The organism is Allobosea sp. UC22_33 (genome assembly GCF_042700715.1).
Lineage (GTDB): Bacteria > Pseudomonadota > Alphaproteobacteria > Rhizobiales > Beijerinckiaceae > Allobosea.
This window is the reverse complement of the sequence record NZ_CP170556.1, coordinates 5,243,171-5,269,689: the sequence shown is the minus strand read 5'-3', so window position 1 is coordinate 5,269,689 and position 26,519 is coordinate 5,243,171. Positions and strand designations below refer to the sequence as shown.

Here is a 26,519-nt window from a genome sequence, read left to right as displayed (position 1 = left end):
GGCTCATGGCCGCCGTCGCGCGCCTGATCCTGCAGGATTTCCGTTCCTACGAGGCCCTCGATCTCCCGGTCGAGGGCCAAATCGTTGCGCTCGCAGGCGAGAACGGAGCCGGCAAGACCAATATCCTCGAAGCGCTCTCGCTGTTCACGCCGGGGCGCGGCCTGCGCCGCGCCGAGATCACGGCAATGGCGCGGCAGGGCGGCGACGGCTCCTTCGCCGCCTCGCTCACGCTCGCCGATGAGGCGGGCCGGCTCGGCATCGGGCTCGGACCGCTCGATGCAGAGGGACGACGGCCGCGGCTCGCGCGCATCGACGGCGCCACTGTCGGCTCTGCGCTCGCCTTCAGCGATTATCTGCGCGTGGTCTGGCTGACGCCCGATCTTGACGGCCTGTTCCGGGGCGCGGCCGGCGACCGGCGCCGCTTCCTCGACAGGCTGGTGCTGGCGATCGACCCCAGCCATGCGACGCGCTCGAACGCGCTGGAGCGGGCGCTGCGCTCGCGCAACCGCATCCTCGAAGAAAGCCCTAACCAGGGGCAATGGCTCGACGCCGTCGAGCGCGAGGTCGCCGAGCTCGGCGTCGCGGTTGCCGCCGCGCGCGCCGAGACGGTGGCGCGGCTTTCCGCCATCATCGCCGAGACGCGGGACGAGGCTTCGCCCTTCCCCTTCGCCGATATCGCGCTCTCCGGCGAGATCGATGCGCTGGTCGCGCGCCTGCCGGCCGTCGATGCCGAGGATGCCTATCGCGACCTGCTGGGCCAGAGCCGCCATCGCGACCGGGCGGCCGGGCGCACGCTCGCCGGGCCGCAGGCCTCCGATCTGGAGGTCCGGCACGGGCCGAAGGACATACCCGCAGGCCAGGGCTCGACCGGCGAGCAAAAGGCGCTGCTGATCGGGCTCGTGCTGGCGCATGCCAGGCTGGTCGCGGCGATGAGCGGCATCGCGCCGCTCGTCCTGCTCGACGAGATCGCCGCCCATCTCGATCCGCGCCGCCGCGCTGCGCTCTACGAGGGGCTGACCGGGCTCGGCTGCCAGGTCTGGATGACCGGGGCGGACGCTGCCCTGTTCGGCGATCTGCCGGCCGGCGCGCAGCGCTTTTCGGTGACGCCGGGGCGGATCGATCCGCTCGATTGATCGGTCAGGCCACGGCTTGCGATAGGACGCCTGCCGCTGGTCCTGCTAGTCTCCATCATCCTCGGAGACTTTGACCATGGACATCTCCAGCCTCGCCCTGTTCGCCGGCGTCTATTTCCTCGCCGTCGCCTCGCCCGGTCCGGCCATCGCGGCTTTGGTCGCGCGTTCGCTATCCTCGGGCTTCCAGCGTTCGCTGCCCTTCCTCGCAGGCATCGTCGCGGGCGATCTCGTCTGGTTCACGCTGACCGCGCTGGGCTTGAGCGTGCTGATGCAGAGCTTCCACGGCATCTTCGTCGCGATCAAATATGCCGGCTGCGCCTATCTCCTCTATCTCGCCTGGAAGGCCTGGACGGCGCCGGCCGAAGCACCGAAGCCCTCCGCTGCCGCCCGTGGCGAGGGTGCGCGCCTGTTCCTCGGCGGCATTGCGCTGACGCTCGGCAATCCCAAGGTCATGGTGTTCTTCCTGTCGATCCTGCCGCTGGTGATCGATCTCAACGCGATGAGCACGCTCGCCTTCGTCGAGGTCGCCGCGCTGATCGCCCCGATCATCACGGGCACGCTGATGGCCTATGCCTATGCGGCCGACCGGGCGCGGCGCCTCGTCGCCAGCCCGCGCGCGATGCGCTGGATCAACCGGACGACCGGCGGCGTGATGGCGGGCGCGGCCGCCGCGATCGCGACGCGGAGCTGAGCGGCTTGGCTCTGGCGGCCGGCCTCATCGATCTCGGCTTCGCGCTGTTCCATGCCGCGTTCCGGCGGCTATTCGGCTGGCCGGAGCGGCTTGCACCCTCAGGCAGCCTGAACACGGCGATCACGCAGACGCTCAACGCGATGCTGATCTTCGTCTTCCTGGCCTATGGCGCGACCCTGATCTGGCTGGCCGGGCAGGGCAATGTCCACCCCGTGCTGCCGCTGGTGGGCGCCGCGTTCTGGGGCCTGCGGCTCACGCTGCAATTCATCTGGTTCGACCTCAAGCCCTGGCCGTCCAAGCTGATCACGGCGGTTTTCGCTCTGGCGATCGTGATCCATCTGCTGGCCGTCAAAGTCTGAAACCCATCCAGCCTTCACGCCGTCATCCCGGACGGAGCGAAGCGGAGATCCGGGATCCATCGTAGAGCGCAGCGCCTTACGATCGATCCCCGGGCAAGCCCGGGATGACGGTGGTGGTTCCGAGGGATATCGACACAGGCTTTGGCCTCGAAAGGCTGGCCAAGCGCGCCCGGCTGCGGCACATCCCTTGTCCATGTCGCCATCCCGCGAATCAGACGCCCGCGCGATCCTCAAATCCGTCTGGGGCTACGACGATTTCCGCCCCGGCCAATGGGAGGTGATCGCCGCCGCGCTCGATGGCGAAGACGTCTTCGCGGTGATGCCGACCGGCTCCGGCAAGTCGATGTGCTACCAGTTGCCGGCGCTGGTCGCGGGCGGGCTGACGCTGGTCGTCTCGCCGCTGATCGCCCTGATGCGCGACCAGGTCGGGCAGCTCGTGCGGGCCGGCGTATCGGCCGCCTCGCTCAACTCGATGAATACGGAGGAAGAGGCGGCGCAGGCCTGGGACAGGCTGAATTCCGGCGATCTCAGGCTGCTCTTCGTCTCGCCCGAACGCCTGGCCGGCGAGGGGCTGGTTTCGCGGCTGAAGCGCCTCGGCGTGACCCGGCTCGCCATCGACGAGGCGCATTGCGTCTCGCAATGGGGCCATGATTTCCGCCCGGAATATCGCCTGCTCGCCAAGACGCGCGAAGCTTTGGGCGGCGTGTCGGTGACGGCGCTGACCGCGACAGCCGACCGGCAGACCCAGGCCGATATCGCCCAGCAGCTCTTCCCGCAGCCGCCGCGCATGGTGGTGCATTCCTTCGACCGGCCGAACCTGAAGCTTGCCTTCGCGCCGAAGGAGCAGCCGCGCCGGCAGATCGACGATTTCCTGCGCCGGCACCGCAATGGCTCCGGCATCGTCTACTGCTCATCGCGCAGCAAGACCGAGCGGTTGGCCACCGCGCTCAGCGAAAAGGGCTGGAACGCCCTGCCCTATCATGCCGGGCTGGAGCAGGAGACGCGCAACCGCAACCAGGACATCTTCCTGCAGGAGGACGGCGTCGTCGTCTGCGCCACCATCGCCTTCGGCATGGGCATCAACAAGCCGGACGTGCGCTTCGTCGTCCATGCCGATATGCCGGGCTCGATCGAGGGCTATTACCAGGAGATCGGCCGCGCCGGGCGCGACGGGCTGCCGGCGGATACGCTGACCCTCTACGGCGTCGACGACATGTCGCTCCGGCGCCGTCAGATCGACGAGAAGCCGATCGACGACGAGCGCCGGCGCATCGAGCACAAGCGCCTCAACGCGATGATCGATCTCTGCGAGAACGCGCTCTGCCGGCGCAGCGCCTTGCTCGCCTATTTCGGCGAGGAGACGCCGACCTGCCGCCATGGCAACGCGCCGTTCCGCTGCGACCTGTGCAGCACAGACGCGCCGGCCTTGCAGGATGCGACGCTCGATGCGCGAAAACTGCTCTCGGCGGTGATCCGCTCGGGCGAGCGCTTCGGCGCCGGCCATCTCGCCGATATCCTGACGGGGACGACGACCGAGGTCATCCGCCGCCAGAACCATGACGGCCTGAAGACCTTCGGCGTCGGTGCCGACAAGCCCAAGGCCGCCTGGATGGGCCTGACGCGCAAGCTTTTCGCCGCCGGCGCGCTGGCTGAGGCCAGCATCGAGCATGGCGGCTTCAAGCTGACGCCGAAGGGCGAGGACATCCTGTTCGGGCGCGAGGAGATCGCGCTCAGGGCCGACCCCTTCGCCGAGCGGCGCTCCCGCCGTTCCGAGCGCGATGCGGCCCGCGCCGACGGGCTCGATGAGGGCACGGCCGGCCTGTTCGAGCATCTGCGCAAGCTCAGGCTCCAGATCGCCCGCGAGGAGGGCGTCGCGGCCTATATCATCTTCACCGACCGGACGCTGATCGCGATGGCCCGCGAGCGGCCGCTGGGCTTGGACGAGATGCGGGCGATCGAGGGCGTCGGCGAGCGCAAGCTCGCGCAGTATGGCGAAGCCTTCGTCGAGGCGATCTCGGAGTTTCGAGGGTAGGCGGACAGCTTTTCGTTGTCCGCTAGGTCATCCCGGCCGGAGCGCAGCGAAGAGCCGGGATCCATGCCTGAACCTTTTCGGGAATGCTCCGGCATGGATCCCGGGTCTCCCTTCGGTCGCCCGGGATGACGGCGTGTTTCCATCGCGCGATTTCGGGGACGAAACCACCCCTATACGCGCACGTACGCGTAGGCGCGTGAAAAAGCCATCGTCAGACCCTATATTGTGATTTCGAATCAGGAACATCGCGGGCGCCCGCTCGCCCGTACAGGGACCACTTCATGACCGATGCCGCGCTCAGCGCCCAGCCCGACGACTACGGCGCCGATTCCATCAAGGTTCTCAAGGGCCTGGACGCGGTGCGCAAGCGGCCGGGCATGTATATCGGCGATACCGATGACGGCTCCGGCCTGCACCACATGGTCTACGAGGTCGTCGACAACGCGATCGACGAGGCGCTCGCCGGCCATGCCGATCTCGTCACGGTGACGCTGAATGCCGAGGGATCGGTCACCGTCAGCGACAACGGACGCGGCATTCCGACCGATATCCACAGCGAGGAAGGCATCTCGGCGGCCGAGGTCATCATGACCCAGCTCCATGCCGGCGGTAAGTTCGACCAGAACTCCTACAAGGTTTCGGGCGGCCTGCACGGCGTCGGCGTCTCCGTCGTCAACGCGCTCTCGGTCTCGCTCAAGCTGCGCATCTGGCGCGGCGGCAAAGAGCATTACATGGAATTCCGCCATGGCGACGCAGTGGCGCCGCTCGCCGTCGTCGGCCCGCAGGGCGACAGGCGCGGCACCGAGGTGACCTTCACCCCTTCGCAGGAGACCTTCACCAACGTCGACTTCGACTACAAGACGCTGGAGCACCGCCTGCGCGAGCTCGCCTTCCTGAACTCGGGCGTCCGCATCGTGCTGACCGATGCGCGCCATGCCGAGGTCGTGCGCGAAGAGCTGATGTACGATGGCGGCGTCGAGGCCTTCGTGCGCTATCTCGACCGCGCGAAGTCGTCGGTGATCGAGAAGCCGATCATGCTGACCTCGGAGAAGGACGGCATCACCGTCGATGTCGCGCTGTGGTGGAACGACAGCTACCACGAGAACGTGCTCTGCTTCACCAACAACATCCCGCAGCGCGACGGCGGCACCCATCTCGCCGGCTTCCGCGCCGCGCTGACGCGCCAGATCACCGGCTATGCCGAGAGCTCCGGCATCTCCAAGAAGGAGAAGGTCTCGCTCACCGGCGACGATTGCCGCGAAGGCCTGACCGCGATCGTCTCGGTCAAGGTGCCCGATCCGAAATTCTCCTCGCAGACCAAGGACAAGCTGGTTTCCTCGGAAGTCCGCCCGGTCGTCGAGAACGTCGTCAACCAGGCGCTGTCGGAATGGCTGGAGGAGCATCCGGGCGAGGCCAAGACCATCGTCGGCAAGGTGGCGGAAGCGGCCGCCGCCCGCGAGGCCGCCCGCAAGGCGCGCGACCTCACCCGCCGCAAGGGCGCGCTCGATATCGCCTCCCTGCCGGGCAAACTGGCCGATTGCCAGGAGCGCGACCCCGCCAAATCCGAACTCTTCATCGTCGAGGGTGACTCGGCCGGCGGCTCCGCCAAGCAGGGCCGCGCCCGCGAATACCAGGCCGTGCTGCCGCTGCGCGGCAAGATCCTGAACGTCGAGCGGGCTCGCTTCGACAAGATGCTCTCGTCGGACCAGGTGGGTACGCTGATCACCGCGCTCGGCGCCGGCATCGGCCGCGCCGAGGCCGACCAAGGCGGCTTCAACCTGGCGAAGCTGCGCTACCACAAGATCATCATCATGACCGACGCCGACGTCGACGGCGCCCATATCCGCACCCTGCTGCTGACCTTCTTCTACCGGCAGATGCCGGAGCTGATCGATGCCGGCCATCTCTTCATCGCGCAGCCGCCGCTCTACAAGGCGGCGCGCGGCAAGAGCCATGTCTATCTCAAGGACGAGCGGGCGCTGGAGCAGTATCTGGTCGACTCGACGCTGGACGGCGCGACCTTCCGCACCAGCGAGGGCGTCGAGCGCGGCGGCGAAGACCTGCGCGTCCTGATCGAGGAAGCCCGCAACGTCCGCAACGCGCTGGCGCAACTGCATTCGCGCTATGACCGCCGTGTCGTCGAGCAGATGGCGATCGCCGGCGTGCTGCATCCGGTCAGCGAAGACGACGAGGCCAAGGCGAACGAAGCGGCGGCCTATGTCGCGCGCCGGCTCGATGCGATCTCGGACGAGCTGGAACGCGGCTGGGAGGGCAAGGTCAGCGAGGGCGGCTTCGTCTTCTCGCGGATGATCCGCGGCGTGAAGCAGGCGGCGACGATCGACGCCGGGCTCCTCGCCAGCGCCGAAGCACGCAAGCTCGACGCCGCCGCGACTTCTCTTCAGGAAGCCTATGCGAAGCCGGGCATGCTCAGCCGCAAGGGCGACACCTTCACGGTCAACGGCCCGAGCGACCTGTTCGACGCGGTCTCGACCATCGGCAAGAAGGGCGTCTCGCTGCAGCGCTACAAAGGCCTGGGCGAGATGAACCCCGACCAGCTCTGGGAGACGACGCTCGACCGCGACGTCCGCTCGCTTTTACGCGTCAAGAACGACCAGAACGACGAGGCCGACGATCTCTTCGTCAAGCTGATGGGCGATGTCGTCGAGCCGCGGCGCGAGTTCATCCAGACCAATGCGCTGAACGCGACGGTCGATATCTGATCATCGCGACGTATGTGTTGTCGAGTTTCGGGGGTGTGAGCGCCCCCAATTACAAGGATTCTGCACCATTTAGCCGGACAGTAATGATTTGGGACGCCTCACCTGACACCTACACTCGAAGCGTAGAGAATAACATATCCTCTTCGCTTCGACTCGATAGGCGACGCTTTAGAGACCAATCTGATTGCCAAATAGTATTATTTTAGTTGAGCGAATTTTTTTCGTCCATTCATATATACTTGGAATTGATTTTTCCGGTTTTCCCCGCATCTGTGAAGACATCAACCCGAAATTTAAAATTAGAAACTTACCGACCCGCTAGCGCATGCCGCTTTTTCAAGCGCAGCGGAACTTACCTTGTCGCCACAGTGAGCCCGCCCTTTCGCCGTTGAAGCCCACGCCCTAAATTCGGTTCCAACCCCCTCACTGGCCTTGGACACCGATCGATGACCGCCGCGACCACCGAGCACCGTAGCTTCGAAGCTGACGTTTCCCGCCTTCTGCATATGATGGTTCACTCGGTCTATTCGGACCGAGACGTCTTCCTTCGGGAGCTGATCTCAAACGCCGCAGACGCCTGCGAAAAGCTCCGCTACGAGGCGATCGCCAAGCCGGAACTTCTCGGCGAAGAACCTAGGCTCGCGATTACCATTTCCGCTGATGCCGAGGCAGCCAAGCTCGTGATCGCGGATAATGGCATCGGCATGAGCCGCGACGAGATGATCGAGGCTCTGGGGACGATCGCCCGATCGGGCACGCGCAACTTCATGGAACGCGTCGCTGCGGCCGAGGGCAAGGAAGGCGCTCAGCTCATCGGTCAGTTCGGCGTCGGCTTCTACTCGGCTTTCATGGTCGCGGGAGAAGTCGAGGTCGTCAGCCGTCGTGCAGGCAGCGACGAGGCCTGGGTCTGGTCCTCCAGTGGCAAGGGTGAGTTCACCGTGGCGCCCGTCGCGGAGGACGAAATCCCCTCTCGCGGCACTCGGGTGACGCTGCATTTGCTCGACGACGCCAAGACCTACGCTGAACGCTGGACGTTGGAGCGCATTGTCAGGGAGCAGTCTGGCCATGTCCCGGTCCCAATTACGCTGATTGAGAAGCCCGGAGCGGAGGCTACAACGCTTGCGGACGGCGCGGCGCTCTGGACCAAGCCGAAAGGACAGATCTCGAAGGAGGAGTACGCCGACTTCTATCGCGGTGTTGCCGGGCAATATGACGAGCCAGCTGCCACGATCCATTTTCGCGCGGAAGGCCTGCACGAGTACACCGCGCTCGCCTTCGTGCCGGGCGCCCGCCCGTTCGACCTCTTCGACGCCGACCGCAAGGGGCGGATCAAGCTGTATGTGAAGCGCATCTTCATCACGGATGAAGCCGAGTTGATGCCGCGCTACCTGCGGTTTGTTCGCGGCATCGTCGACACGACCGATCTCCCGCTGAATGTCTCTCGCGAGATGATCCAGGATAGCCCCCTGCTCGGCGCCATCAAGAAAGGCGTGACCAATCGGGTGCTGTCCGATCTGACCAAACTCGCGGACCAGGACGCAGACGCCTTCGCGAAGATCTGGGAGAACTTCGGCGGTGTCATCAAGGAAGGCCTTTACGAGGATTACGAGCGCCGCGCACAACTGCTTGGCCTCGCGCGGTTCCGGACCACCGCCTCAGGTGAGGGTTTGCGTAGCCTCAAGGACTATGTTGGCAGCCTCAAGGAGAACCAGACGGCGATCTACTACATCGCCGGCGATGATGCCGGCCGGATCGCGTCCTCGCCACAGCTTGAAGGGTTTCGTGCGCGTGGCATCGAGGTGCTGCTTCTTTCCGATCCGGTTGACAGCTTCTGGGCCTCGGCAGCGCCTGAATTCGAAGGCAAGCCCTTCAAGTCGGCAACGCAAGGAGCTGCGGACCTCGGTCTGATTCCGCTTCTCGACGGTGTTGCACCACTCTCATCAGACACAAGCGAGGAGATCGCATCCCTTCTCGCCTCGATGAAGGAAACCTTGGCGAACGAAGTCGCGGATGTCCGATCCTCCGATCGGCTGACCGAAAGCGCGGTATGCCTTGTCGCGTCCGACCAGGGCCCGGATCGTCAATTCGAACGCCTGCTCAGCGCAGCCGGCCGCATCGACAGTGCAGCCAAGCCCATTCTCGAGGTGAACCCACGCCATACGATGGTCACGGCGCTCGCGGCGGTGAAGGAGGATGCGTTGCGCGCTGACATCGCTCACCTGCTCCTTGATACCGCTCGCGTCCTGGACGGCGAGCGCCCAGCCGATGCGAGCGGATTCGCCGATCGGCTCGGCCGCGTGATCGCGAGAAGCCTCGGCAGTTAATCGCACCGGGAAGCTCGGGAGAATAATAAGCCCGCCGTCGGGTAAACGGCGGGCCTCTGACATCTGTCAGGACTTGGCGGATCCGGCCATCGCCGGGAAACTGGCTGCCCTCTTGTCGGTTGCGGCCGTTAACATGCGCGGCAACGCATCCAACTGGAGAGAAGGCGGGCGCCATGATGGCACCGCGCGGACAACCAGATGGTGACGCCGTTGGTCCCTGCAAGGTGTCAATAAATCTAAGACCATCTCTTGTGAGAAATTTCCTCGACGGTCGGATCGCGTATCGCAAAGCCTAACCCGAATCTGCGATAGCGCGGCCATGTCCTACCCGCCTCGCAATCCGCCTATGAAATTCTCTCTCCTCCACGGGGGAAGAGGTCTCGACTTGGTCTGATCTCTGGAAGCACGATGCGAGGTAGTGATGCTCGCCAGGCAGCCTCTTGCGAAGCGAAATGAGATTTTCGACGAGCCCGGCAAGGGTATGAAGTTCAAGCGAGGCGACGCCGCGGTCGCGCATCTGCGTGCGGAGATCGAGAGATATTCTACGCTGAAGGAGTCCGCAGGCGGGTAGATCGCGGTTCGGCTAGTCTCCGCAGTGGACGAGGATCTCGTCCCCCAGCTTGGCTGCACCGCTCTCGATGACGCGGGCAGTGATACCGCCGAGTCCGCGTACGGCATTGTACCCGCCGATACCGAGAATCTCCTCCATTCGCGAACACGGATGGCAGTCGCCAGTGGTCTGCAGGACCGCGGTCCCGATCCTGAACCGCTTGTCCTTCAGTGCGAGTAGGTTGATGCCTTGAGTGACGACGTTGCGCCTCAGGTCGCCGGGTAAAGCTTGGGCGCGTCCGAGATGGCTGGCGATCGCGCCGAGATGCTCGGACTGGATCAAAGTGACCTGACGTGCACCCTGAGCCCGGGTGTAACGATCTCCGAGCACGCCTTTCGTCACGTCGAAATCCACTTTCGGAAGCTCAACCAGGTCCTCCCGGCGGCCCGGCCGGATGCCCAGCCAAACCACCTGTCCGGCACGGATAGGAGCGTTAAACAACCGCGCGAGTGAGGATGCTGGATTTAGAGGCATGGGCCGACAATAGCTGCCTAGCGTGCTGAGAGCCGCTGAAAGATGTTTCGGGCAACGCCGATCACTCGTTCCCGCAATTCGGGGCGTGTCGCCAGCATCCATCCGGTCGCGCCTGCCAGTATCAACCTTGTCATTGTGAGTGTCCCCGAGTGCTTTTCCAGCGTTGCGCTAGATAGTTCGAAACGCGCTCCCAGTGGATAGGTTCTCGAAATTGGTGCTGCTCGGAAACCGCGGCCGAGCGTAGCAAGGGTCGTCGATGCGTGCGTGCCGGCGAAAGATGCCGAACGCCACGCAAGCGACCACGCGCGGGGCCGGTAGGTTGTCTCCGTCCGTATCGAGGAACCAGATGCCGCGCTGGCGACGCGGATACGAGTTTTCAATCCGCGGAATGACAGTGCGCGGAACAAGCTTCCGCAGAATCCTAAAACGGCCAGTGTGCTCCAGTTGAGCGATTTCTTCATCGTCCCAACCAGCGGGTTGAGACGCTGCAGGCAGGCGTTTCCTCGACACCGGCCGTGGCGCCTTGCGGTAGCCGGGCGATCGGACTGCCGTTCATCCTGAGCCGGGGTTCCCCAGCCATCGTCGCATGCAAGTCTGAGGAACACGGTGGGCTGCTGCGATAGGCACATCCTGGCCCGTAGCCGACATCTGGAAGGTCTGCTTCCGGGCGCGTGATGAAGCGGGCGGGCTGCCAGAGATGGCCCGAAGGGGCCCTAGGAACCTCCGCTTCGGGATATGCTGACATCCCCGGCTCAGGCACCGTTCTTGATTAGCTCACGCGCGATGATGGTACGCTGGATTTGGTTGGTCCCTTCGTAGATTTGGGTGATCTTGGCGTCGCGGTAGAGCCGCTCGACCTCGAAGCCGCGCATATAGCCGGAACCGCCGAAGACCTGCACGGCATTGGCCGTCTGCGCCACCGCCATGTCGCTGGCGAAGCACTTGGCCATCGAGGAGGCGGAGGTCGCGGGCTTCCCGTGGTCGATCAGCAGCGCGGCACGCTCGACCAGTGCTCGGGCGGCGGCGATATCCTTGGCCATGTCCGCCAGCAGCCATTGCAGGCCCTGGTTGTCGAGGATCGGCTTGCCGAACTGGCGCCGGTCGCGGGCATAAGCCAGCGCCGCCTCCAATCCGGCCTGCGCGATGCCGACTGCCAGCGAGGCGATGCCGACGCGGCCCTTCTCCAGCACACTCATCATGATGTGGAAGCCGCGCCCCTTCGGGCCGAGCAGCGCCTCGCGCGGGACGGTCACGCCATCGAAGGAGAGCGCGCCGACCTGGCTCGCGCGCTGGCCCATCTTGTGCTCCTTCGGCCCCCGCGAGACGCCCGGCGCATGCAGGTCGACCAGAAAGATGCTCATGCCGCGATGGCCGGCGGCCGGATCGGTCGAGGCCAGCACGAAGCCGAGATCGGCGGCGGGAGCGTTGTGGATCCAGAGCTTGCCGCCGTCGATGACATAGCCCTCTGCAGTCTCGCGCGCGGTAGTGCGGACGTTCGAGAGGTCGGAACCGGCCTCGGCCTCGGTCAGGCAATAGGCGACGCGCGTCTTGCCGGCGAGGATGTCGGGCAGGTGCTTGCGCTGCTCGGGCGTGCCGTAACGGGTCAGCAGCGTGCCGATCAACTCGACGAGACCGCATTGGTCGGCGACGGAGGCATAGCCGCGCGACAATTCCTCCATGACGATCGAGTAGGCGTAAGTGTCGAGACCGGCGCCGCCATGCTCCTCTGGCACGGTGATGCCGAACAGACCGAGCGCGCCCATCTGGCGGTAGATCTCGGCCGGGAAGGTCTCGTCACGGTCGAGATCGGCGGCAACGGGCCTGACGACCTCCTCGGCGAAGCGCCGGGCGGTCTCGCGGGTTTGGTCGTAGATTTCGGCGTCGAGCAGAGGCGCATGCATGACCTGCCCTCCTCTCAGGCGACGCCGTTGAGGGCGCAGAGATGTGCCATCCGCCGCGCGGCCAGCTCGGGATCGATCAGCAGCCCCGACTGGTCCGCGAGGCGGAAGAGATCGGCATAATGCAGGATGCCGCGCGCCGATTCAGCGCCGCCGACCATGCGGAAATGGCTCTGGAAGCCGTTGAGCCAAGCGAGGAAGACGACGCCGCATTTGTAATGCTGCGTCGGCGCCTCGAAGAGCCGGCGCGAGAGCGCGACGGTGGGGTCGAGGATCGCATGGAATCCGGCGCGGTCACCCGCCTCCAGCCTGGCGAAGGCCGCGGCCGCAGCCGGCGCGATCGGGTCGAAGATGCCGAGCAGACCGTGCGAGAAGCCCTGCTCGTCACCGCCGATCAGCTCCGCGTAGTTGAAGTCGTCGCCGGTATACATGACGACGCCCGCCGGCAGGCGGCGGCGCATGGTGATCTCCTTGCCGGCGTTGAGCAGCGAGATCTTGATGCCGTCGATCTTGCCGGCGTGCTCGCGGATCAGGGTGAGCACCGTCTCCATCGCCGGCTCGAAATCGCGGCTGCCCCAGTAGCCGGCGAGCGCCGGATCGAACATCTCGCCGAGCCAATGCAGGATCACCTTGCCGCGGCATTGGCGGATCAGGCGGCCATAGACGGCAAGATAATCCTCCGGCCCCTTCGCGACGCGGCAGAGCGCGCGGCTCGCCATCAGGATGATCTTGCCGCCATGCTCCTCGATATGGCCGATCTGCTCCTCATAGGCGTGGATCACATCGTCGAGGCTGCGCGCATCCTGCGGAGCAAGCTGGTCGGTGCCGGCACCGCAGGCGAGATCGGCCCCCGGCGTCGCCTTGGCCTCGGCAAGGACGCGGGTGATCAATTCGGCGGCGTTCTGCCAGTCCAGCCCCATGCCGCGCTGGGAGGTGTCCATCGCCTCGGCGATCTTGAAGCCGAGGCCCCAGAGATGGCGCCGGAAGGCCAGCGTCGCATCCCAATCGACGGCCGGCTCGCGCCAGGGATCGACCAGCTTCAGCGGGTCGGCGACGACATGGGCGGCGGCATAGACGGTGCGGACGCCGTTGGCCTTGGCCGTCTGCGGGAAAGGCGAAGGCGGCGCCAGCCTGTAGCGCTCGCTGCTGCCATCCATGCGGGGCAGGCTGATCTCGACCATCGCTTCCTCCTGTGAATTTATTGGAACGTTCCAATTATGAAACGCGTTTCCAGCCTTATAAAGAGGCAATAAAGGCTTTGAAAGAGACATATTGCGCATCGATCCACTCACTGATAATGGAACGTTCCAAGAAAAGAACAGCGCCACGCGCATCAGGGACGAAACCATGCCGCAGCCGCAAGGCAGCAAGGGAAAGGTGACGATCATCGAGATCGCGGACGCCGCCGGCGTCTCGAAATCGACGGTCTCGCTCGTCCTCACCGGCCGCGGCGCAGTGAAGCCCGAGACCCGCCAGCACGTACTGCAGACCATGGACCGGCTCGGCTATGTCTATAATCGCGGCGCCGCCAATCTGCGCAACGCGCAATCCCGCATCGTCGGCCTCGTCCTCAACGACCTCTCCAACCCGTTCTTCGCGGAGTTCGCCATCGGCGTGGAGAAGGTGCTGCAGATGGCCGGCTATGTCGCCTTCATGGCCAACACCGCCGAGAGCGTGGTGCGGCAGGAGCAGGTGATGCGGATGATGCGCGAGCACGGCGCCGGCGGCATCATCCTCTGCCCCGCGCTGGATACCCGGCCCGAGCATCTCGACTGGGCCAAGGCGGCCGGAACTGCGCTGCTGGTCGCGATCCGCCGCCTGCCCGGCGCCGATGGTAGCATCGTCGTGCCCGAGAACCTCCTCGGCGCCAGCCGGGTCACCCGCCACCTGATCAATCTCGGCCATGAGCGCATCGCCTTTCTCGGCGGCATGCATTCGATGGTCGTCCGGCATGAGCGGCATGGTGGCTTCCTTTCGGCGATGGAAGCGTCCGGCCGCAGCGTCGATCCGGCGCTCAACCTCGAGAGCATGCCGACCCGCGACGGCGGCTTCAGCGCGATGAGCGCGGTGCTCTCGCTCGCCGACCGGCCGACCGCGGTCGTCTGCTACAACGACGTCACAGCGATCGGCGCCATGCTCGCCGCCGCGCGGCACGGCCTCGTCGTCGGGCGCGACATCGCGATCGTCGGCTTCGACGATACCAGCGAGGCGCGCCATGTCTCGCCGGCGCTGACCACCGTCGCGGTCGATCCGGTCGGCCTCGGCGAGCGCGCAGCAGCCCTCCTGCTCAAGCAGATCAACGATCCCGCCGCGGAGCCGGAAAGCTTCATCGGCCCCGCCCATCTCGTCATCCGCGAATCCTGCGGCGCCTACCAGCGCGCACTCGCCGCCGCCGGCTGAACCCTTTCCGAAGAGACAAGAGATCATGGCCTTCCCCCGCATCCTCTCCGCCGACGAAGCAGCCGCCCTGATCCCGGACGAGGCGATCGTCACGGTCTCCTCCTCCTCCGGCCTCGGCTGTCCCGATGCGGTTCTCACGGCAATCGGCCGGCGCTTCGAGGCTTCCGGCCACCCGCGCAACCTGACGACGCTGCATCCGATCGCGGCCGGCGACATGTGGGGCGTCAAGGGCGTCGACCACATCGCCAAGCCCGGCCTGCTGGCGCGGATCATGGGCGGCTCCTACCCGTCCGGCCCCTCCTCGGCCGAGCCCCCTGCGATCTGGAAGATGGTCACGGGCAACGAAATCCCGGCCTACAACATTCCGAGCGGCATCCTGTTCGACATGCATCGCGAGGCCGCCGCCAAGCGTCCGGGCGTGCTGACCAAGATCGGCATGGATACCTTCGTCGATCCCAAGCATCAGGGCTGCGCGATGAACGCGCGCGCCATGGCCGAGCCGATCGTCAGTCGCGTCGAATTCGACGGCGAGGACTGGCTCTATTTCCGCAGCATCGTGCCGAAGGTCGCGATCATCCGCGCCACCACGGCGGACGAGCGCGGGAACCTCTCCTACGAGCATGAGGGCGGCCTGCTCGGGCCGCTCGATCAGGCGCTGGCCGTGCGCAACAATGGCGGCATCGTCATCGCGCAGGTGAAGCGCGTGGTCGAGGCCGGCAGCCTCAACACGCAGGCCGTCTTCGTGCCCGGCATCCTCGTCGATGCCATCGTGGTGGCGCCCGACCAGATGCAGACGACGCAGACGGTCTACGACCCCGCCATCTCCGGCGAGGTGCGCCGGCCGCTGTCGAGCTTCGAGACCCCGGCCTTCGACGTCGCCAAGGTGATCGCACGCCGCGTCGCGCAGGAACTGCGCCATGGCGACGCCGTCAATATCGGCTTCGGCATCTCCGCCAATGTCCCGCGCATCCTGATTGAGGAAGGCCAGCACGGCGCTGTGACCTGGGTGATTGAGCAGGGTGCCGTCGGCGGCGTGCCGCTGCTCGAATTCCAGTTCGGCTGCGCCTCCAATGCCGAGGCGATCGTGCCCTCCCCCTACCAGTTCACATACTTTCAGGGCGCGGGCTTCGACATGTCACTGCTCTCCTTCCTGCAGATCGACCGGCAGGGCTGCGTCAACGTCTCGAAGCTCGGCGTGCGCCCGCATGTCACGGCGGGTGCCGGCGGCTTCATCGACATCACCGCGCGCGCCAAGCGCATCGTCTTCTCCGGCTATTTCAGCGCCGCCGCCAAGCTCGCGATCGCGGATGGCAAGCTCGTCATCGAGAAGGAAGGCAAGGTGAAGAAGCTGGTCGAGGCGGTCGAGCACATCTCCTTCTCCGGGCCTCGTGCGATCGCCCAGGGCCAGGACATCACCTATGTCACCGAGCGCTGCGTGATGAAGCTGACGGCGGAGGGCATCGTCGTCACCGAGATCGCGCCCGGCGTCGATCTGGAGCGCGATATCCTCAGCCAGAGCGAGTTCCCGCTGCTGGTGCCCAAGCCGCCGAAGCTGATGGACGCTGCGCTCTTCAACGAGGCGCTGATCGGCCTCGAAGTTCCGGCGAGGGCGGCATGAGCGATCCCGTCCGCCTCGATATCGCCGCCGGCATCGCGACGATCACGCTCGCCCGACCGGAAAAGCTCAACGCGCTCGACGACGTCATGGTCGGGCTGCTCGGCCGCTTCGCCGACGCCATCGATGCCGACCGCTCGGTGCGCGCGGTCATCCTTACGGCCGAGGGCAAGGCCTTCTGCGCCGGCGGCGACATCGTCGCCTGGGGCGGGGTTGTCTCCGCTGGAGATGGGTCAGGGCTGGGTGCGCTCCGGCCACCGCGTCTTCGACAAGCTGGCGCGCATGAAGCCGCCGGTCATCGCCGCGATGAACGGCCATGCGCTCGGCGGCGGGCTGGAACTCGCCGTCACCGCCGATATCCGCGTCTGCGAGGTTCAGGCCAAGATCGGCCTACCCGAAACCGGGCTCGGCATGATTCCCGGCTGGTCGGGCACGCAGCGTCTCGTAAACCGCCTGGGCGGGCAGGTCGCACGGCGCCTTGCACTCACCGGCGAGATCGTCACCGCCGAGCAGGCGCTTTCGCTCGGCATCGTCGATCAGGTCGTCGAGAAGGGCGGCGCGCTCGCGGCGGCACAGGCCATGGCCGAACGCATCTGCCAGCGCGGCCCGGTCGCCAATATCGTCGTCAAGCAGCTCATCAATGCTGCCGAGGACGAGGATAGCGGCGCGGTCATGGAAGCGCTGGCGAGCTCGCTCGTCTCCTATACCGACGACGTCAAGGAAGGCGTCTCCGCCTTCCAGCAGAAGCGCACGCCGACCTATCGGGGAGAATGAGATGACGCGCCCCGTTGCCCTCATCACCGGCGCGAGACGCGGCATCGGCCGCGCCATCGGCGTGGCGCTGGCCAAGGCCGGCCACGACATCGCCTTCACCGATATCGCCGAGGACGAGGCCGTCGCCGAAGCCGCAATGCTGTTCGAAGCGGTCGGCGCGAAGGCGCACTTCTTCAGGCACGATGTCGCGGCAGTCCCGAGCCATGCCGGCCTCGTCGCCGATGTGAAGGCCGCCTTCGGCCGGCTCGACCTCTTCGTCTCCAATGCCGGCATCGGCGCGCCCGTGCGCGGCGACATGCTGGAGATCACCGAGGAGAGCTTCGACCTCGTGATCGACATCAACCTGCGCGGGGCCGCCTTCCTGAGCCAGGAAGTCGCCAAAGCGATGCTTGCGGACAGGCCGGAGCGGCCGGCGATCGTCTTCATCACCTCGGCCTCGACGGAGCTGATCTCGATCGACCGGGCGCAATATTGCGTCTCGAAGCTCGGCCTCTCGATGTGGGCGAAGGCGCTCGCGGTCAGGCTGGCACCGGAGGGCATTCCCGTCTTCGAGATCCGGCCGGGCGTGATCCGCACCGACATGACCGCGAAGGTCGCGGCCAAGTATGACGCGCGCATCGCCGACGGGCTGATCCCCGCCGGGCGCTGGGGCGAAGGCGAGGATGTCGCTGCCGCCGTCGCCGCCCTGACCAGCGGGCAATTCGCCTATGCGACGGGGACGGTGATCAACGTCGATGGCGGCTTGCTGATCCCGCGATTGTAGCAAGACTGGACCGACAACAACGAGAAGCCAGCGGCAAGCCGGCCGGATATTCAAGGAGGACAGAATCGATGAAGTCTGTTGAGCAGCGGAAGCTCCGGAGGGGCTTGCCCGCATGAGCTATGAGTTCGATTTTGCCGACGTCTTCGCGGCCTGGCCCGAATTACTGCAGGGGCTGTTCAATTCGCTCGTGCTCTCGGCCCTGGCGATGGCGATCGGCATGGTGGTCTCGGTCGCCGGCGCGCTCGGCAAGACCTCGGGGCCGAAATGGCTGGTCTGGATCATCGACGAATATATCGAACTGATCCGCAACACGCCGTTCCTGATCCAGATCTTCATGATCTATTTCGGCCTGCCCTCGCTCGGCCTGAAGATGACCTCGAACACGGCGGCGCTGCTGGCGCTGGTCGTGAATGTCGGCGCCTATGGCATCGAGATCATCCGCGCCGGCATCGAGAGCATCCAGAAGGGGCAGATCGAGGCCGGCAAGTCGCTGGGCATGCGTCCGCTCCAGATTTTCCGCTACATCATCCTGAAGCCCGCGATCCAGGCGATCTACCCCTCGCTGACCAGCCAGTTCATCCTGCTGATGCTCAACACCAGCGTCTGCTCGGCGATCGCGGCGAGCGAGCTGACGGCGGTGGCCGGCGACATCCAGTCGCGCACCTTCCGCAGCTTCGAGGTCTATTTCGTCGTCACATGCATGTATCTCGGCCTCTCCGTCTTCTTCTGGTCGGTCTTCGCCGCGATCGAGCGCACATTGCTGCGCAAGCCAACTCGGTGAGGTGAGACGATGCGCACACTCGGCTCTCCCGACATCATCTACATCCTCATGGCGGTGCGCTGGACGCTGCTGCTCTCGCTGGTCGCCTTCCTCGGCGGGGCGGTCGGCGGCGCGCTGGTCGCGCTTGCCCGCACCGGCGAGTACAAATGGCTCAGGATCGCCTCGGCCGGCTACATCAAGGTCTTCCAGGGCACGCCGCTCCTGATGCAGCTCTTCCTCGCCTTCTTCGTGCCGGGGCTGTTCGGCTGGTCGGTCGATCCCTGGACGGCGGCAGCACTTGGCCTCTCGCTCCATGCCAGCGCCTTCCTCGGCGAGATCTGGCGCGGCGCGATCGAGGTCGTGCCGCGCGGACAATGGGAGGCGGCGACCTCGCTCGGCCTGCGCTACGCCCCGAAGATGGTGCTGATCATCGCCCCTCAGGCGATCCGCATCGCGATCCCGCCGACGATCGGCTTCCTCGTGCAGTTGATCAAGGGCACCTCGCTCGCCTCGATCATCGGCTTCGTCGAGCTGACGCGCGCGGCGCAGATCATCAACAACGCCACCTTCCGGCCCTTCACGATCTTCGCGCTGGTGGCGCTGGTCTACTACGTCATCTGCCGGCCGCTCTCGGCCTACAGCAAGAGAATGGAGCAGAAGCTCCTCGTCGCCGCGCGCTAAGCGCGGCTGCGCAACACGAAGCCCACCCTCAGAGGAGAACGACCCATGTCACTGTTTAAATCGATTTGCCGCCGCAGCCTTGGCGCGCTGGTCTTCGCCGGCCTTGCCGCCGCTGCACTCAACGCCGCTCCGGCCCAGGCCGCCACGCCCGACGAGATCAAGGCTCGCGGCAAGCTGATGGTCGGCGTGCTGACCGACTATCCGCCCTTCGGCGGCACCGACGCGCAGCAGAACCCGGCCGGCTACGATGCCGACGTCGCCGCCCTGATGGCCAAGGCGCTCGGCGTGAAGCTGGAGCTCGTCCCGGTCACCGGCCCGAACCGCATACCCTACCTGCTGACCAACAAGGTCGACGTGCTGATCGCCACCTTCGGCATCACCGCCGAGCGCCAGAAGCAGGTGCTCTTCTCCAATCCCTACAGCACGCTGACGATCTACGTGCTTGCCCCCAAGAGCCTGAACATCAAGACCGCGGAGGACCTGAAGCCGGTCACGATCAGCGTCGCGCGCGCCTCGACCCAGGACACCGCGATCAGCGCCGTCGCGCCGGCCGGCACGCCGCTCAAGCGCTTCGACGACGATGCGACCGCGCTGCAGGCCCTGATTTCCGGCCAGGTCCAGGCGATGGGCGCCAGCAACACCATCCTCGCCCAGCTCCTCAAGGACTACCCGCAGCTCAATATCGAGCCGAAGCTCACCCTGCGCGAGCAGGCCAACGGCATGGCCTTCCGCAAAGCCGATACAGCGCTGGCCGAGTTCTCCAACAAGTTCATCGCCGAGATCGAGGCCAACGGCGACCTCTCCAAGATCAACCAGAAGTGGTTCGGCATCCCGCTGCCGAAGCTGCCGGCGATGCCGCAGTTCTGATCCTGAAAACGGGTGTCCGGCCGCATGCCGGACACCCATTTCACCCTGTTACAGAACGGTTTTGCAGATGTCCGCGACAGCCCCAGCCGCCACCGGTCACGAGATCGGCGATGTGATCATCGAGATGCGCAAGGTCGACAAGTTCTATGGCGACTTCCACGTCCTGCGCGATATCGACCTCACCGTCTCGCGCGGCGAGCGCATCGTCATCTGCGGTCCCTCGGGCTCGGGCAAGTCGACGCTGATCCGCTGCCTGAATCAGCTCGAAGAGCATCAGAAGGGCGAGATCGTCATCGACGGCACCACCGTCCATGCCAGGCTCAAGGGCATCGAGGACATCCGCCGCGAGATCGGCATGGTCTTCCAGAGCTTCAACCTGTTCCCGCATCTCACCGCGCTGGAGAACTGCACGCTGGCGCCGATGAAGGTGCGCGGCACGCCCAAGGCCGAGGCCGAGGCGGCAGCCCGCAAGATCCTGGAACGCGTCCATATTCCCGAGCAGGCGCATAAATACCCGGTCCAGCTCTCGGGCGGCCAGCAGCAGCGCGTCGCGATCGCCCGTTCGCTCTGCATGAACCCGAAGATCATGCTGTTCGACGAGCCGACCTCGGCGCTCGATCCCGAGATGGTCAGCGAGGTCCTCGACACCATGGTCGAGCTCGCCGAGAGCGGCATGACCATGATCTGCGTCACCCATGAGATGGGCTTCGCCCGCAAGGTCGCCGACCGCGTGATCTTCATGGATGCCGGCGAGATCGTCGAGATGTCCCCGCCGGAGCAGTTCTTCTCGGCCCCGCAGAGCGAACGAACCCGCAAGTTCCTTGGTCAGATCCTGCACCACGCCTAGCGCGGCTTTTGCCGGGGCTCGATGTGGTGGCGTGGCCGGAATAACCCTAGCCTGTCCTGCGAACGGATCGGCTGCCGAAAGCGTCGTCAATCTGGATATCGATTTCGCACACGTTGTCGTGGCAGCGGAGCGCCCTCTGTTGGTCTGGGGGATGACCTGCCGGACGAGTTGAGAGGCCTCCCTTAGGCGCAAGGCTCACCAAGCTGGATCGGGCGTGAAGTAGCCGGCAGTTTTGCGGCTCGCGACAAAGAGATCCTCAATGCGGCGATCTGGGTCTTTTGCGGACATGACGAGCTTGTCAGCGAGCAGCTCCGCCAGTTTGCTCCAACGAATAGAGAAGGCGTCTTCCCAGGGCAGTCAACCGCCCCGGTTTTGTCGGAGGCCCCAACTCCGGAGAGGATGGGACTATGACGGGCAAGACGACGAACAAGTTCTCGCCTGAGGTGCGCGCCCGCGCGGTGCGGATGGTGCTGGATCACGAGGCCGAGCATCCGTCGCGCTGGGCGGCGATCATGTCGATCGCGGGCAAAATCGGCTGTACGGCGCAGACGCTCAACGAGTGGGTGAAGAAGGCCGAGGTCGACAGCGGCCGCAAGCCCGGGCTGACGACCGACATGGCGGCCAAACTCAAGGCTCTCGAACGCGAGAACCGGGAACTGCGGCAACCGGTATTAGAAGCTGCATCTCCCACCTAGAGTAAATCAACGCGCTGATTGTCGGCTTTCAGGCAAGCACCGAATGTCCGCTTATGGCGCGTCTCAGTCAAAACCCAGAGCAACGTGTTCCCTTCGCGACGAGCGAATGAGCCGAGCCCTTTATCGAGCGGCTTCACTCGCGACTGGAAATCCGCGCATGCGCGGAGCACCGATCGCGAGGGCGAACGCGATCATCAGGAGGATCGCCGCAGCGAGAAACGGCAGTTGCGGCGAGATCTGATGCAGGGCCGCCCCGGTTAGCGGGCCGATCGCCAGGCCCAATCCCTGGCCGACCACATTGAGGCCGGCGGCCTTTCCCTGGGCGCTTGGTCCCGTCCGCAGGCTGAGCGAGGCCAGATTGCCGGGCAGCATAAGCCCCAGAGCGACGCCGAGCAGGACGAGTGCGCCGAACAGTTCCGCATAGTCTCGCGCGAAGGCGGCGAAGAGCAGGGCCATCGCCGCCAGCAGCGCGCCTGCGCCAAGCAGCGTCTCCGGCCTCAAGGCAAGCACGCGCAGCACTGCGCCCTGCACGACGATCATCGCCAAGGCCGTCGCCATCAACGCCAGTCCCGCCTTGGCGATGGAGTCGTCCGATGTGAACCCGAATGCGTCTTGCAGGCGCAGCGCCACGACCTGCTGCACGATGCTGTAGGCAGATATGGAAACGAGCGTGATCGCGAAGAACGGCCAGATGCGCGAGAGGTTCAGGTCAGCGGCAGGACAGACAGCCTCCGGATTAATCCGCAGCGGCTCCGGGGCGAGCAGGGCCACGCTCGCGAGCGCCAGCCCGGCAAGGCCCGAAGCGAGCAGGAAGGCCAGCATCGCATCGCTGCCCCCGATGCGCCATGCCAGGGCCGAGCCGATGATCGCGCCGAGCCCGTATGCTGCGCCGAGGATCCCCATGCCGCCGGCGCGCGCTTCCGGCGCCGTGATGTCCGCGACATAGCCCTGGGATGCGGGGAGAAGGCCTGCGGACAGTAATGTCTGCGCCGATCGTGCCGCGACGAAGAGGCAGAGCGCCAGAGCAGCGCTCATGGTCCCGTCCAGCCGGCGCCCGACGATGAAGCCGAATGCCAAGGGGGCGAGCATCGCCCCGGCGAGCGCAATTATGAGCACGGGGCGGCGACCTATGCGCTCGGTCAGATATCCCCAGCTCGGTGCCGCGATCATCAGCAAGAGGGCGGAGGCGGAAAGGATCGCGCCCGTCTGGATGTCCGTGAAGCCGAGACGGCGCCCGAGCGGCGGCAGCACCACGACCAGAAAGGATTGGCCCGCCGCATTGGCCATGAGGGCGAGGAACAATGCGAGCTGCGCCAGGCCGTGTCGGGGTGATGGCATGATGTCCTCGAAACTGGATAGCCAAGGCAAACGCGGCATCCCGCTGCCGGGCAGCGGACGGCAGTGCCCCCGATCAATCGGCCCCGTCTCCCTCGGCGAAGCGGCGGAGCGCTTCCGGATTGGTGATGGCGATCGAGCGGTAGGTGTTGGTTAGCCATCCGGCCTCGGCGAAGCGCTTGATGGCAGCGTTGACCTGTTTGCGCGAGGCGTTGGCCATGACGCCGACCTCGCTCTGGGTCAGCGGGATCGGTGCCTCCCCGATCCAGGTCGTGCGCTGCAGAACCGAGGCGATCCGCCGATCCGCCTCGGGCTTTTGCAGATCGTGGATCACGCGAAACAGGAACTCCACAGTCATCATCAGCATGAGCGCGACATGGTGCACCACCGCCGGATCGCGCGCGGCCATCTGATCCATCGCATCGAGCGGAAGATGCAGCATCGTTGTTTCGATCACGGCCCTGAGCTCGCCTCTCCGCGGCTTGCGTGTGAGAAAGCAGCCTTCACCGGTCCAATGGCCAGGAACCCCCAGAAGGATCAGGCGCGGCGTCGCATCGGCCGGGGCGAGGCTTGCGCTGACGGTACCCGCCACGAGCCCGTAAACCCCGCCCGGCGGATCGCCGAGATGGAACACAGGCTCGCCCGGCGCGAAGTGCAGCAACTGCGAGCGCCGCAACACTTCGGTCCGGAACGTCTCCGGCACCAGAGGCAGCCAGCCGCGTTCGCTCATGACATGCTCGGCATAAGCCTTGCTGACGCGCTCCATGAAAAAACCTCGACTTTGTCCGATTTCGGACAATTATCCTTTTTGCAGCGTTTATACCAGCGGTTGTAGCGCGCCGCCTCCTTGTTGTCGGTCTCACTCAAGACGGACGGCGTTCGATGGCTGGCGCGCGACAAGATGGCATTCGGGGCGGAAAAGTGACGCACGGCTCTGGGAGGAAAGACGATGCAAGCCACCATGAGGGCGTGATCGCTCTGCAAACCTCCTCGCATGATCTCTCTGGAACAACCGCTTCTGGCCCGGCTGTTCGCGGTCGCGCCCGCCTGACGGCCTGCGCGTTGGCCGCCATCGCCCTCCTGGCGACGACGCCGGCACCTGCCATGCCGATCGGAACTCCCACCCAGGATCCGGGGCTTGTAGCGCTCGCCGCGGCCGCAGTCCGCGCGGGCGTGGTTCGGGGGCCGCGTCGCTGTGTCGCTGCCGGGCGTGCCGTCGGCACGACGCGCCCGGTCCGTTCACCTCGGCCGGGCGTGCGTCCGCTGCCGCCGCCCGGCCCATGGGTCAGGCCGCCAGCCTATTGGTGGCATCCGGGAATGGCCGTCGCGGCCGGCGCAGCCATCGGTTTCGTCTCGGCGGCCGCCGCTGCGAGCTGGGCCGGCCCCCCGCCGACATCCGGCTATTGCTGGTACTATACCGATGCCGACCGGTCGAAAGGGTTCTGGGATGCCTGCCCGAAATGACCCCGGCGCGATGGCCGGGCGCTGCCGGCAGATCCTCCAGAGCAATGTGAAGGATGCAAGGTCATGAAGCGGCTTCTCGCAATTGCGGCGATTCTGGCCGGTGTCCTTCCGGTCGAGGCTGCGGATTTGCCGCCCGCGGCGAAGAGCCCCCCCTCGTTCGCCCTGGCTACCGGCCCGACGTTCTCCTTCACCGGCTATGGCTGGGCCTCGGCGCTGAACGGACGCGCCTCGACGCTGCCGCCGCTGCCCGCGGCCAAGGTCGACCTCAGCTTCGGGGACATCCTAAAGGACTTCAACGGCGGGCTGATGGGCGTCGCCGAGACGCGGATCGGCAACTGGGGGTTCATCGCCGATGCCATGTTCAGTCAGGTGACGTCGGGTGCGACACTGCCCGGGCCGTATTTTTCCAGCGTGAAACTGCGCTCGCAGACGCTCACGCTGCAAGCCACAGTCCTGTATCGGCTCTACAGCGACGCCACCTTCGACGTCGATCTCGGCGCAGGGCTGCGCTTCTGGAATCTCGATAACCGCCTGAAGATCGGGCCGGGCGCGCTCAACCTCGCCATCGAGCATTCCGAAGCGGAGAACTGGCTCGATCCGGTGCTGGCCGGCCGGCTGATCGCCCGCCTCGGGGGGCCATGGAGCGTGACCCTGATCGGAGATGTCGGGGGCTTCGATGTGGGCTCGCGGCTGACCTGGCAGGCGCTCGGAACCGTGAACTACCGCTGGAACGAGAACTGGATGCTCCACGCCGGCTATCGCGCCCTGCATGTCGATTACCGCAGCGGCCGCTTCCTCTACGACACGACCATGCACGGCCCGATCTTGGCCGCGACATATCGGTTCTGACGGCGCGCCGGAGACGCTCATGTCCATGCTCGACATCTTCGCCTGGCTCGTCCTGATCGTGCTGTTGTTCAGCACAATCACCGTCGTGGTCCTGGCCGCCATGCTGCCGGGGATGATCGCGCGGCGGCGCGGCCACCCATGGGCCACCGCCGTCTCCGTCGGCGGCTGGGTCACCCTCTTCCTCGGCTTCGTGCTGTGGCCGGTGGTTCTGATCTGGGCCTATGTCGACGCGCCAGTGCGGCCGGCCGGTGATGCGGAGGCGGTGCGATGATCATCGTTCTCCTCAACGTCTATCTCGTCCTGCTCTTCCTGCTGGTGAAGCTCGGGGTGGTGCGGCTGAACCTGTTCTGGAAGGTCTCGCCGGTCCTCGTCCTGCTGCTCCTGCTTATCGGCCTGTTCATCCCGATGAACTGGGGCGCTCCCCAAGGTGCCGCGCTCGTTGTGCGCAATTCCGTGGCGATCGTGCCGTCCGTCGCGGGCGAGGTGATCAACGTTCCCGTCGAGGCGAACCGGCCGATCAAGGAGGGGGATGTCCTGTTCAGGATCGACCCCATCCCGTTCGAGGCGACGGTCAAGACCCTCAAGGCCCAACTTGCCTTCGCCGAACTGCGGCTTGAACAGATGAGCCAGCTCCAAAGCCGCGGCACCGGCAGGAGCTTCGATGTCGAGCAGCGCGAGGCCGAGGTCGGCCAGTTGCGTGCGCAGCTCGAAGCGGCGCAATGGAACCTCGACAAGACGACCGTCCGGGCGCCGGCCGATGGCTATGTGACGAATGTCGCCCTGCGGAAAGGCGCGCGGGTAGCCAGCCTGCCGCTCGCCCCGGTGATGGCCTTCATCGATACGTCGAAGACCGTTGTCGGTGTTTCGATCGACCAGATCGCCGTCCGCTATGTCGCTCCGGGCCAGCCGGTGGAGCTGACGTTCAAGACACGGCCCGGCGTCATAGTGAATGGTCGGGTCGAGAGCGTCCTGCAGGCGATCGCGAGCGGGCAGGCCCAGACCTCAGGTGCCGCCGTCGCGCCTCGCGCCGTCATGGCTCTGCCGTTCGTCGTGCGTGTCAAGCTGGACGACGCGGCATTCGCCGACGCTCTTCCCGCAGGCGCCATCGGCGATGCCGCGATCTTCACCGATCAGGTCAAGCCCGCTCATCTGATCCGCCGTGTGATCCTCCGGCAGCTTGCGATCCTCAACTACGTCAACCCCTTCTGAGCCGTCCACGCCTTCGCCG

Annotated in this window: 22 protein-coding genes and 2 pseudogenes; 19 read left to right on the top strand and 5 right to left on the bottom strand. The window is 65.7% G+C overall.

Annotated elements, in window-relative coordinates; all coding sequences use genetic code 11:
• Window positions 1-5: 5 nt before the first annotated feature.
• The 6 genes from recF to htpG all read left to right on the top strand — a co-directional run bounded on the left by recF (window position 6) and on the right by htpG (window position 9,259).
• A complete protein-coding gene (gene recF, locus ACFJGT_RS25500; RefSeq protein ID WP_377844170.1) occupies window positions 6-1,133 on the top strand; it encodes a DNA replication/repair protein RecF in 1,128 nt (375 codons plus the stop codon).
• 76 nt (window positions 1,134-1,209) lie between these two features.
• Window positions 1,210-1,824, top strand: a complete 615-nt coding sequence (locus tag ACFJGT_RS25495) for a LysE family translocator (RefSeq protein ID WP_377844167.1) — start codon at window positions 1,210-1,212, stop codon at window positions 1,822-1,824.
• Window positions 1,825-1,829: 5 nt separating this feature from the next.
• Entirely contained in the window at window positions 1,830-2,183 is a 354-nt protein-coding gene (locus ACFJGT_RS25490) for a hypothetical protein (protein WP_377844164.1), read from the top strand.
• Between the two features lie 193 nt (window positions 2,184-2,376).
• Window positions 2,377-4,215, top strand: coding sequence for a DNA helicase RecQ (gene recQ, locus ACFJGT_RS25485; RefSeq protein WP_377844162.1), 1,839 nt, complete (start codon window positions 2,377-2,379; stop codon window positions 4,213-4,215).
• 281 nt (window positions 4,216-4,496) lie between these two features.
• Window positions 4,497-6,935, top strand: coding sequence for a DNA topoisomerase (ATP-hydrolyzing) subunit B (gyrB, locus tag ACFJGT_RS25480; RefSeq protein ID WP_377844160.1), 2,439 nt, complete (start codon window positions 4,497-4,499; stop codon window positions 6,933-6,935).
• A gap of 446 nt (window positions 6,936-7,381) precedes the next feature.
• The gene (gene htpG / locus ACFJGT_RS25475; protein WP_377844157.1) at window positions 7,382-9,259 is read left to right on the top strand and encodes a molecular chaperone HtpG; all 1,878 of its coding nucleotides are present in this window, start codon (window positions 7,382-7,384) and stop codon (window positions 9,257-9,259) included.
• Between the two features lie 583 nt (window positions 9,260-9,842).
• Here htpG and ACFJGT_RS25470 read toward each other — a convergent pair.
• The 3 genes from ACFJGT_RS25470 to ACFJGT_RS25460 all read right to left on the bottom strand — a co-directional run bounded on the left by ACFJGT_RS25470 (window position 9,843) and on the right by ACFJGT_RS25460 (window position 13,422).
• Window positions 9,843-10,223 (bottom strand): MOSC domain-containing protein, encoded by a 381-nt coding sequence (locus ACFJGT_RS25470; protein ID WP_377844155.1) that lies wholly within the window; start codon window positions 10,221-10,223, stop codon window positions 9,843-9,845.
• Window positions 10,224-11,095: 872 nt separating this feature from the next.
• Window positions 11,096-12,244, bottom strand: a complete 1,149-nt coding sequence (locus ACFJGT_RS25465) for an acyl-CoA dehydrogenase family protein (RefSeq protein ID WP_377844153.1) — start codon at window positions 12,242-12,244, stop codon at window positions 11,096-11,098.
• Window positions 12,245-12,258: 14 nt separating this feature from the next.
• A complete protein-coding gene (locus ACFJGT_RS25460; RefSeq protein ID WP_377844150.1) occupies window positions 12,259-13,422 on the bottom strand; it encodes a dihydrodipicolinate synthase family protein in 1,164 nt (387 codons plus the stop codon).
• A gap of 166 nt (window positions 13,423-13,588) precedes the next feature.
• Between ACFJGT_RS25460 and ACFJGT_RS25455 the strand changes: the two genes are divergently transcribed.
• The 9 genes and pseudogenes from ACFJGT_RS25455 to ACFJGT_RS25415 form a co-directional block, all read left to right on the top strand.
• Complete coding sequence (locus ACFJGT_RS25455) at window positions 13,589-14,641, top strand: LacI family DNA-binding transcriptional regulator (RefSeq protein WP_377844148.1); 1,053 nt, start codon at window positions 13,589-13,591, stop codon at window positions 14,639-14,641.
• Window positions 14,642-14,666: 25 nt separating this feature from the next.
• Window positions 14,667-16,259, top strand: coding sequence for an acyl CoA:acetate/3-ketoacid CoA transferase (locus ACFJGT_RS25450; RefSeq protein ID WP_377844146.1), 1,593 nt, complete (start codon window positions 14,667-14,669; stop codon window positions 16,257-16,259).
• Window positions 16,256-17,030 (top strand): annotated as a pseudogene (locus ACFJGT_RS25445) (enoyl-CoA hydratase/isomerase family protein). Before ACFJGT_RS25450 ends, ACFJGT_RS25445 begins: the two are co-directional and overlap by 4 nt.
• Before the next feature lies 1 nt (window position 17,031).
• Window positions 17,032-17,793: a 3-ketoacyl-ACP reductase gene (locus ACFJGT_RS25440; protein WP_377844144.1), complete on the top strand. Its 762-nt coding sequence runs from the start codon at window positions 17,032-17,034 to the stop codon at window positions 17,791-17,793.
• Between the two features lie 112 nt (window positions 17,794-17,905).
• A complete protein-coding gene (locus tag ACFJGT_RS25435; protein WP_377844143.1) occupies window positions 17,906-18,574 on the top strand; it encodes an amino acid ABC transporter permease in 669 nt (222 codons plus the stop codon).
• 9 nt (window positions 18,575-18,583) lie between these two features.
• Window positions 18,584-19,234, top strand: coding sequence for an amino acid ABC transporter permease (locus tag ACFJGT_RS25430; protein WP_377844142.1), 651 nt, complete (start codon window positions 18,584-18,586; stop codon window positions 19,232-19,234).
• Window positions 19,235-19,279: 45 nt separating this feature from the next.
• Entirely contained in the window at window positions 19,280-20,101 is an 822-nt protein-coding gene (locus ACFJGT_RS25425) for a transporter substrate-binding domain-containing protein (protein ID WP_377844140.1), read from the top strand.
• Between the two features lie 67 nt (window positions 20,102-20,168).
• Window positions 20,169-20,948 (top strand): amino acid ABC transporter ATP-binding protein, encoded by a 780-nt coding sequence (locus ACFJGT_RS25420; protein ID WP_377844137.1) that lies wholly within the window; start codon window positions 20,169-20,171, stop codon window positions 20,946-20,948.
• 407 nt (window positions 20,949-21,355) lie between these two features.
• Window positions 21,356-21,613 (top strand): annotated as a pseudogene (locus ACFJGT_RS25415) (transposase); the annotation flags it as partial.
• A 150-nt stretch (window positions 21,614-21,763) separates the two neighbouring features.
• On the opposite strand, the gene ACFJGT_RS25410 reads toward ACFJGT_RS25415, so the two are convergent.
• Window positions 21,764-22,981: an MFS transporter gene (locus tag ACFJGT_RS25410; protein ID WP_377844135.1), complete on the bottom strand. Its 1,218-nt coding sequence runs from the start codon at window positions 22,979-22,981 to the stop codon at window positions 21,764-21,766.
• Window positions 22,982-23,054: 73 nt separating this feature from the next.
• The gene (locus ACFJGT_RS25405; protein ID WP_377844133.1) at window positions 23,055-23,744 is read right to left on the bottom strand and encodes a Crp/Fnr family transcriptional regulator; all 690 of its coding nucleotides are present in this window, start codon (window positions 23,742-23,744) and stop codon (window positions 23,055-23,057) included.
• Window positions 23,745-24,295: 551 nt separating this feature from the next.
• Here ACFJGT_RS25405 and ACFJGT_RS25400 point away from each other — a divergent pair.
• The 4 genes from ACFJGT_RS25400 (at window position 24,296) to ACFJGT_RS25385 (ending at window position 26,500) form a co-directional block, all read left to right on the top strand.
• The gene (locus ACFJGT_RS25400; RefSeq protein WP_377844131.1) at window positions 24,296-24,442 is read left to right on the top strand and encodes a hypothetical protein; all 147 of its coding nucleotides are present in this window, start codon (window positions 24,296-24,298) and stop codon (window positions 24,440-24,442) included.
• A 63-nt stretch (window positions 24,443-24,505) separates the two neighbouring features.
• Entirely contained in the window at window positions 24,506-25,291 is a 786-nt protein-coding gene (locus ACFJGT_RS25395) for a hypothetical protein (protein WP_377844129.1), read from the top strand.
• Window positions 25,292-25,310: 19 nt separating this feature from the next.
• Window positions 25,311-25,562, top strand: coding sequence for a DUF3302 domain-containing protein (locus ACFJGT_RS25390; protein ID WP_377844127.1), 252 nt, complete (start codon window positions 25,311-25,313; stop codon window positions 25,560-25,562).
• On the top strand, window positions 25,559-26,500 hold the full coding sequence (locus ACFJGT_RS25385; protein ID WP_377844125.1) for an HlyD family secretion protein: 942 nt from the start codon (window positions 25,559-25,561) through the stop codon (window positions 26,498-26,500). Before ACFJGT_RS25390 ends, ACFJGT_RS25385 begins: the two co-directional genes overlap by 4 nt.
• Window positions 26,501-26,519: the final 19 nt, after the last annotated feature.

What these genes read in the sequence shown, in the direction of transcription:
- ACFJGT_RS25385 (WP_377844125.1), top strand. Translation starts at nt 25,559, where the DNA reads ATGATCATCGTTCTCCTCAACGTCTATCTCGTCCTGCTCTTCCTGCTG.
- ACFJGT_RS25455 (WP_377844148.1), top strand. Translation starts at nt 13,589, where the DNA reads ATGCCGCAGCCGCAAGGCAGCAAGGGAAAGGTGACGATCATCGAGATC.
- recQ (WP_377844162.1), top strand. Translation starts at nt 2,377, where the DNA reads ATGTCGCCATCCCGCGAATCAGACGCCCGCGCGATCCTCAAATCCGTC.
- ACFJGT_RS25420 (WP_377844137.1), top strand. Translation starts at nt 20,169, where the DNA reads ATGTCCGCGACAGCCCCAGCCGCCACCGGTCACGAGATCGGCGATGTG.
- ACFJGT_RS25405 (WP_377844133.1), bottom strand. Translation starts at nt 23,744, where the DNA reads ATGGAGCGCGTCAGCAAGGCTTATGCCGAGCATGTCATGAGCGAACGC.
- ACFJGT_RS25465 (WP_377844153.1), bottom strand. Translation starts at nt 12,244, where the DNA reads ATGCATGCGCCTCTGCTCGACGCCGAAATCTACGACCAAACCCGCGAG.
- gyrB (WP_377844160.1), top strand. Translation starts at nt 4,497, where the DNA reads ATGACCGATGCCGCGCTCAGCGCCCAGCCCGACGACTACGGCGCCGAT.
- ACFJGT_RS25425 (WP_377844140.1), top strand. Translation starts at nt 19,280, where the DNA reads ATGTCACTGTTTAAATCGATTTGCCGCCGCAGCCTTGGCGCGCTGGTC.
- recF (WP_377844170.1), top strand. Translation starts at nt 6, where the DNA reads ATGGCCGCCGTCGCGCGCCTGATCCTGCAGGATTTCCGTTCCTACGAG.
- ACFJGT_RS25495 (WP_377844167.1), top strand. Translation starts at nt 1,210, where the DNA reads ATGGACATCTCCAGCCTCGCCCTGTTCGCCGGCGTCTATTTCCTCGCC.
- ACFJGT_RS25400 (WP_377844131.1), top strand. Translation starts at nt 24,296, where the DNA reads ATGGCCGTCGCGGCCGGCGCAGCCATCGGTTTCGTCTCGGCGGCCGCC.
- htpG (WP_377844157.1), top strand. Translation starts at nt 7,382, where the DNA reads ATGACCGCCGCGACCACCGAGCACCGTAGCTTCGAAGCTGACGTTTCC.
- ACFJGT_RS25430 (WP_377844142.1), top strand. Translation starts at nt 18,584, where the DNA reads ATGCGCACACTCGGCTCTCCCGACATCATCTACATCCTCATGGCGGTG.
- ACFJGT_RS25395 (WP_377844129.1), top strand. Translation starts at nt 24,506, where the DNA reads ATGAAGCGGCTTCTCGCAATTGCGGCGATTCTGGCCGGTGTCCTTCCG.
- ACFJGT_RS25460 (WP_377844150.1), bottom strand. Translation starts at nt 13,422, where the DNA reads ATGGTCGAGATCAGCCTGCCCCGCATGGATGGCAGCAGCGAGCGCTAC.
- ACFJGT_RS25435 (WP_377844143.1), top strand. Translation starts at nt 17,906, where the DNA reads ATGAGCTATGAGTTCGATTTTGCCGACGTCTTCGCGGCCTGGCCCGAA.
- ACFJGT_RS25440 (WP_377844144.1), top strand. Translation starts at nt 17,032, where the DNA reads ATGACGCGCCCCGTTGCCCTCATCACCGGCGCGAGACGCGGCATCGGC.
- ACFJGT_RS25450 (WP_377844146.1), top strand. Translation starts at nt 14,667, where the DNA reads ATGGCCTTCCCCCGCATCCTCTCCGCCGACGAAGCAGCCGCCCTGATC.
- ACFJGT_RS25410 (WP_377844135.1), bottom strand. Translation starts at nt 22,981, where the DNA reads ATGCCATCACCCCGACACGGCCTGGCGCAGCTCGCATTGTTCCTCGCC.
- ACFJGT_RS25390 (WP_377844127.1), top strand. Translation starts at nt 25,311, where the DNA reads ATGTCCATGCTCGACATCTTCGCCTGGCTCGTCCTGATCGTGCTGTTG.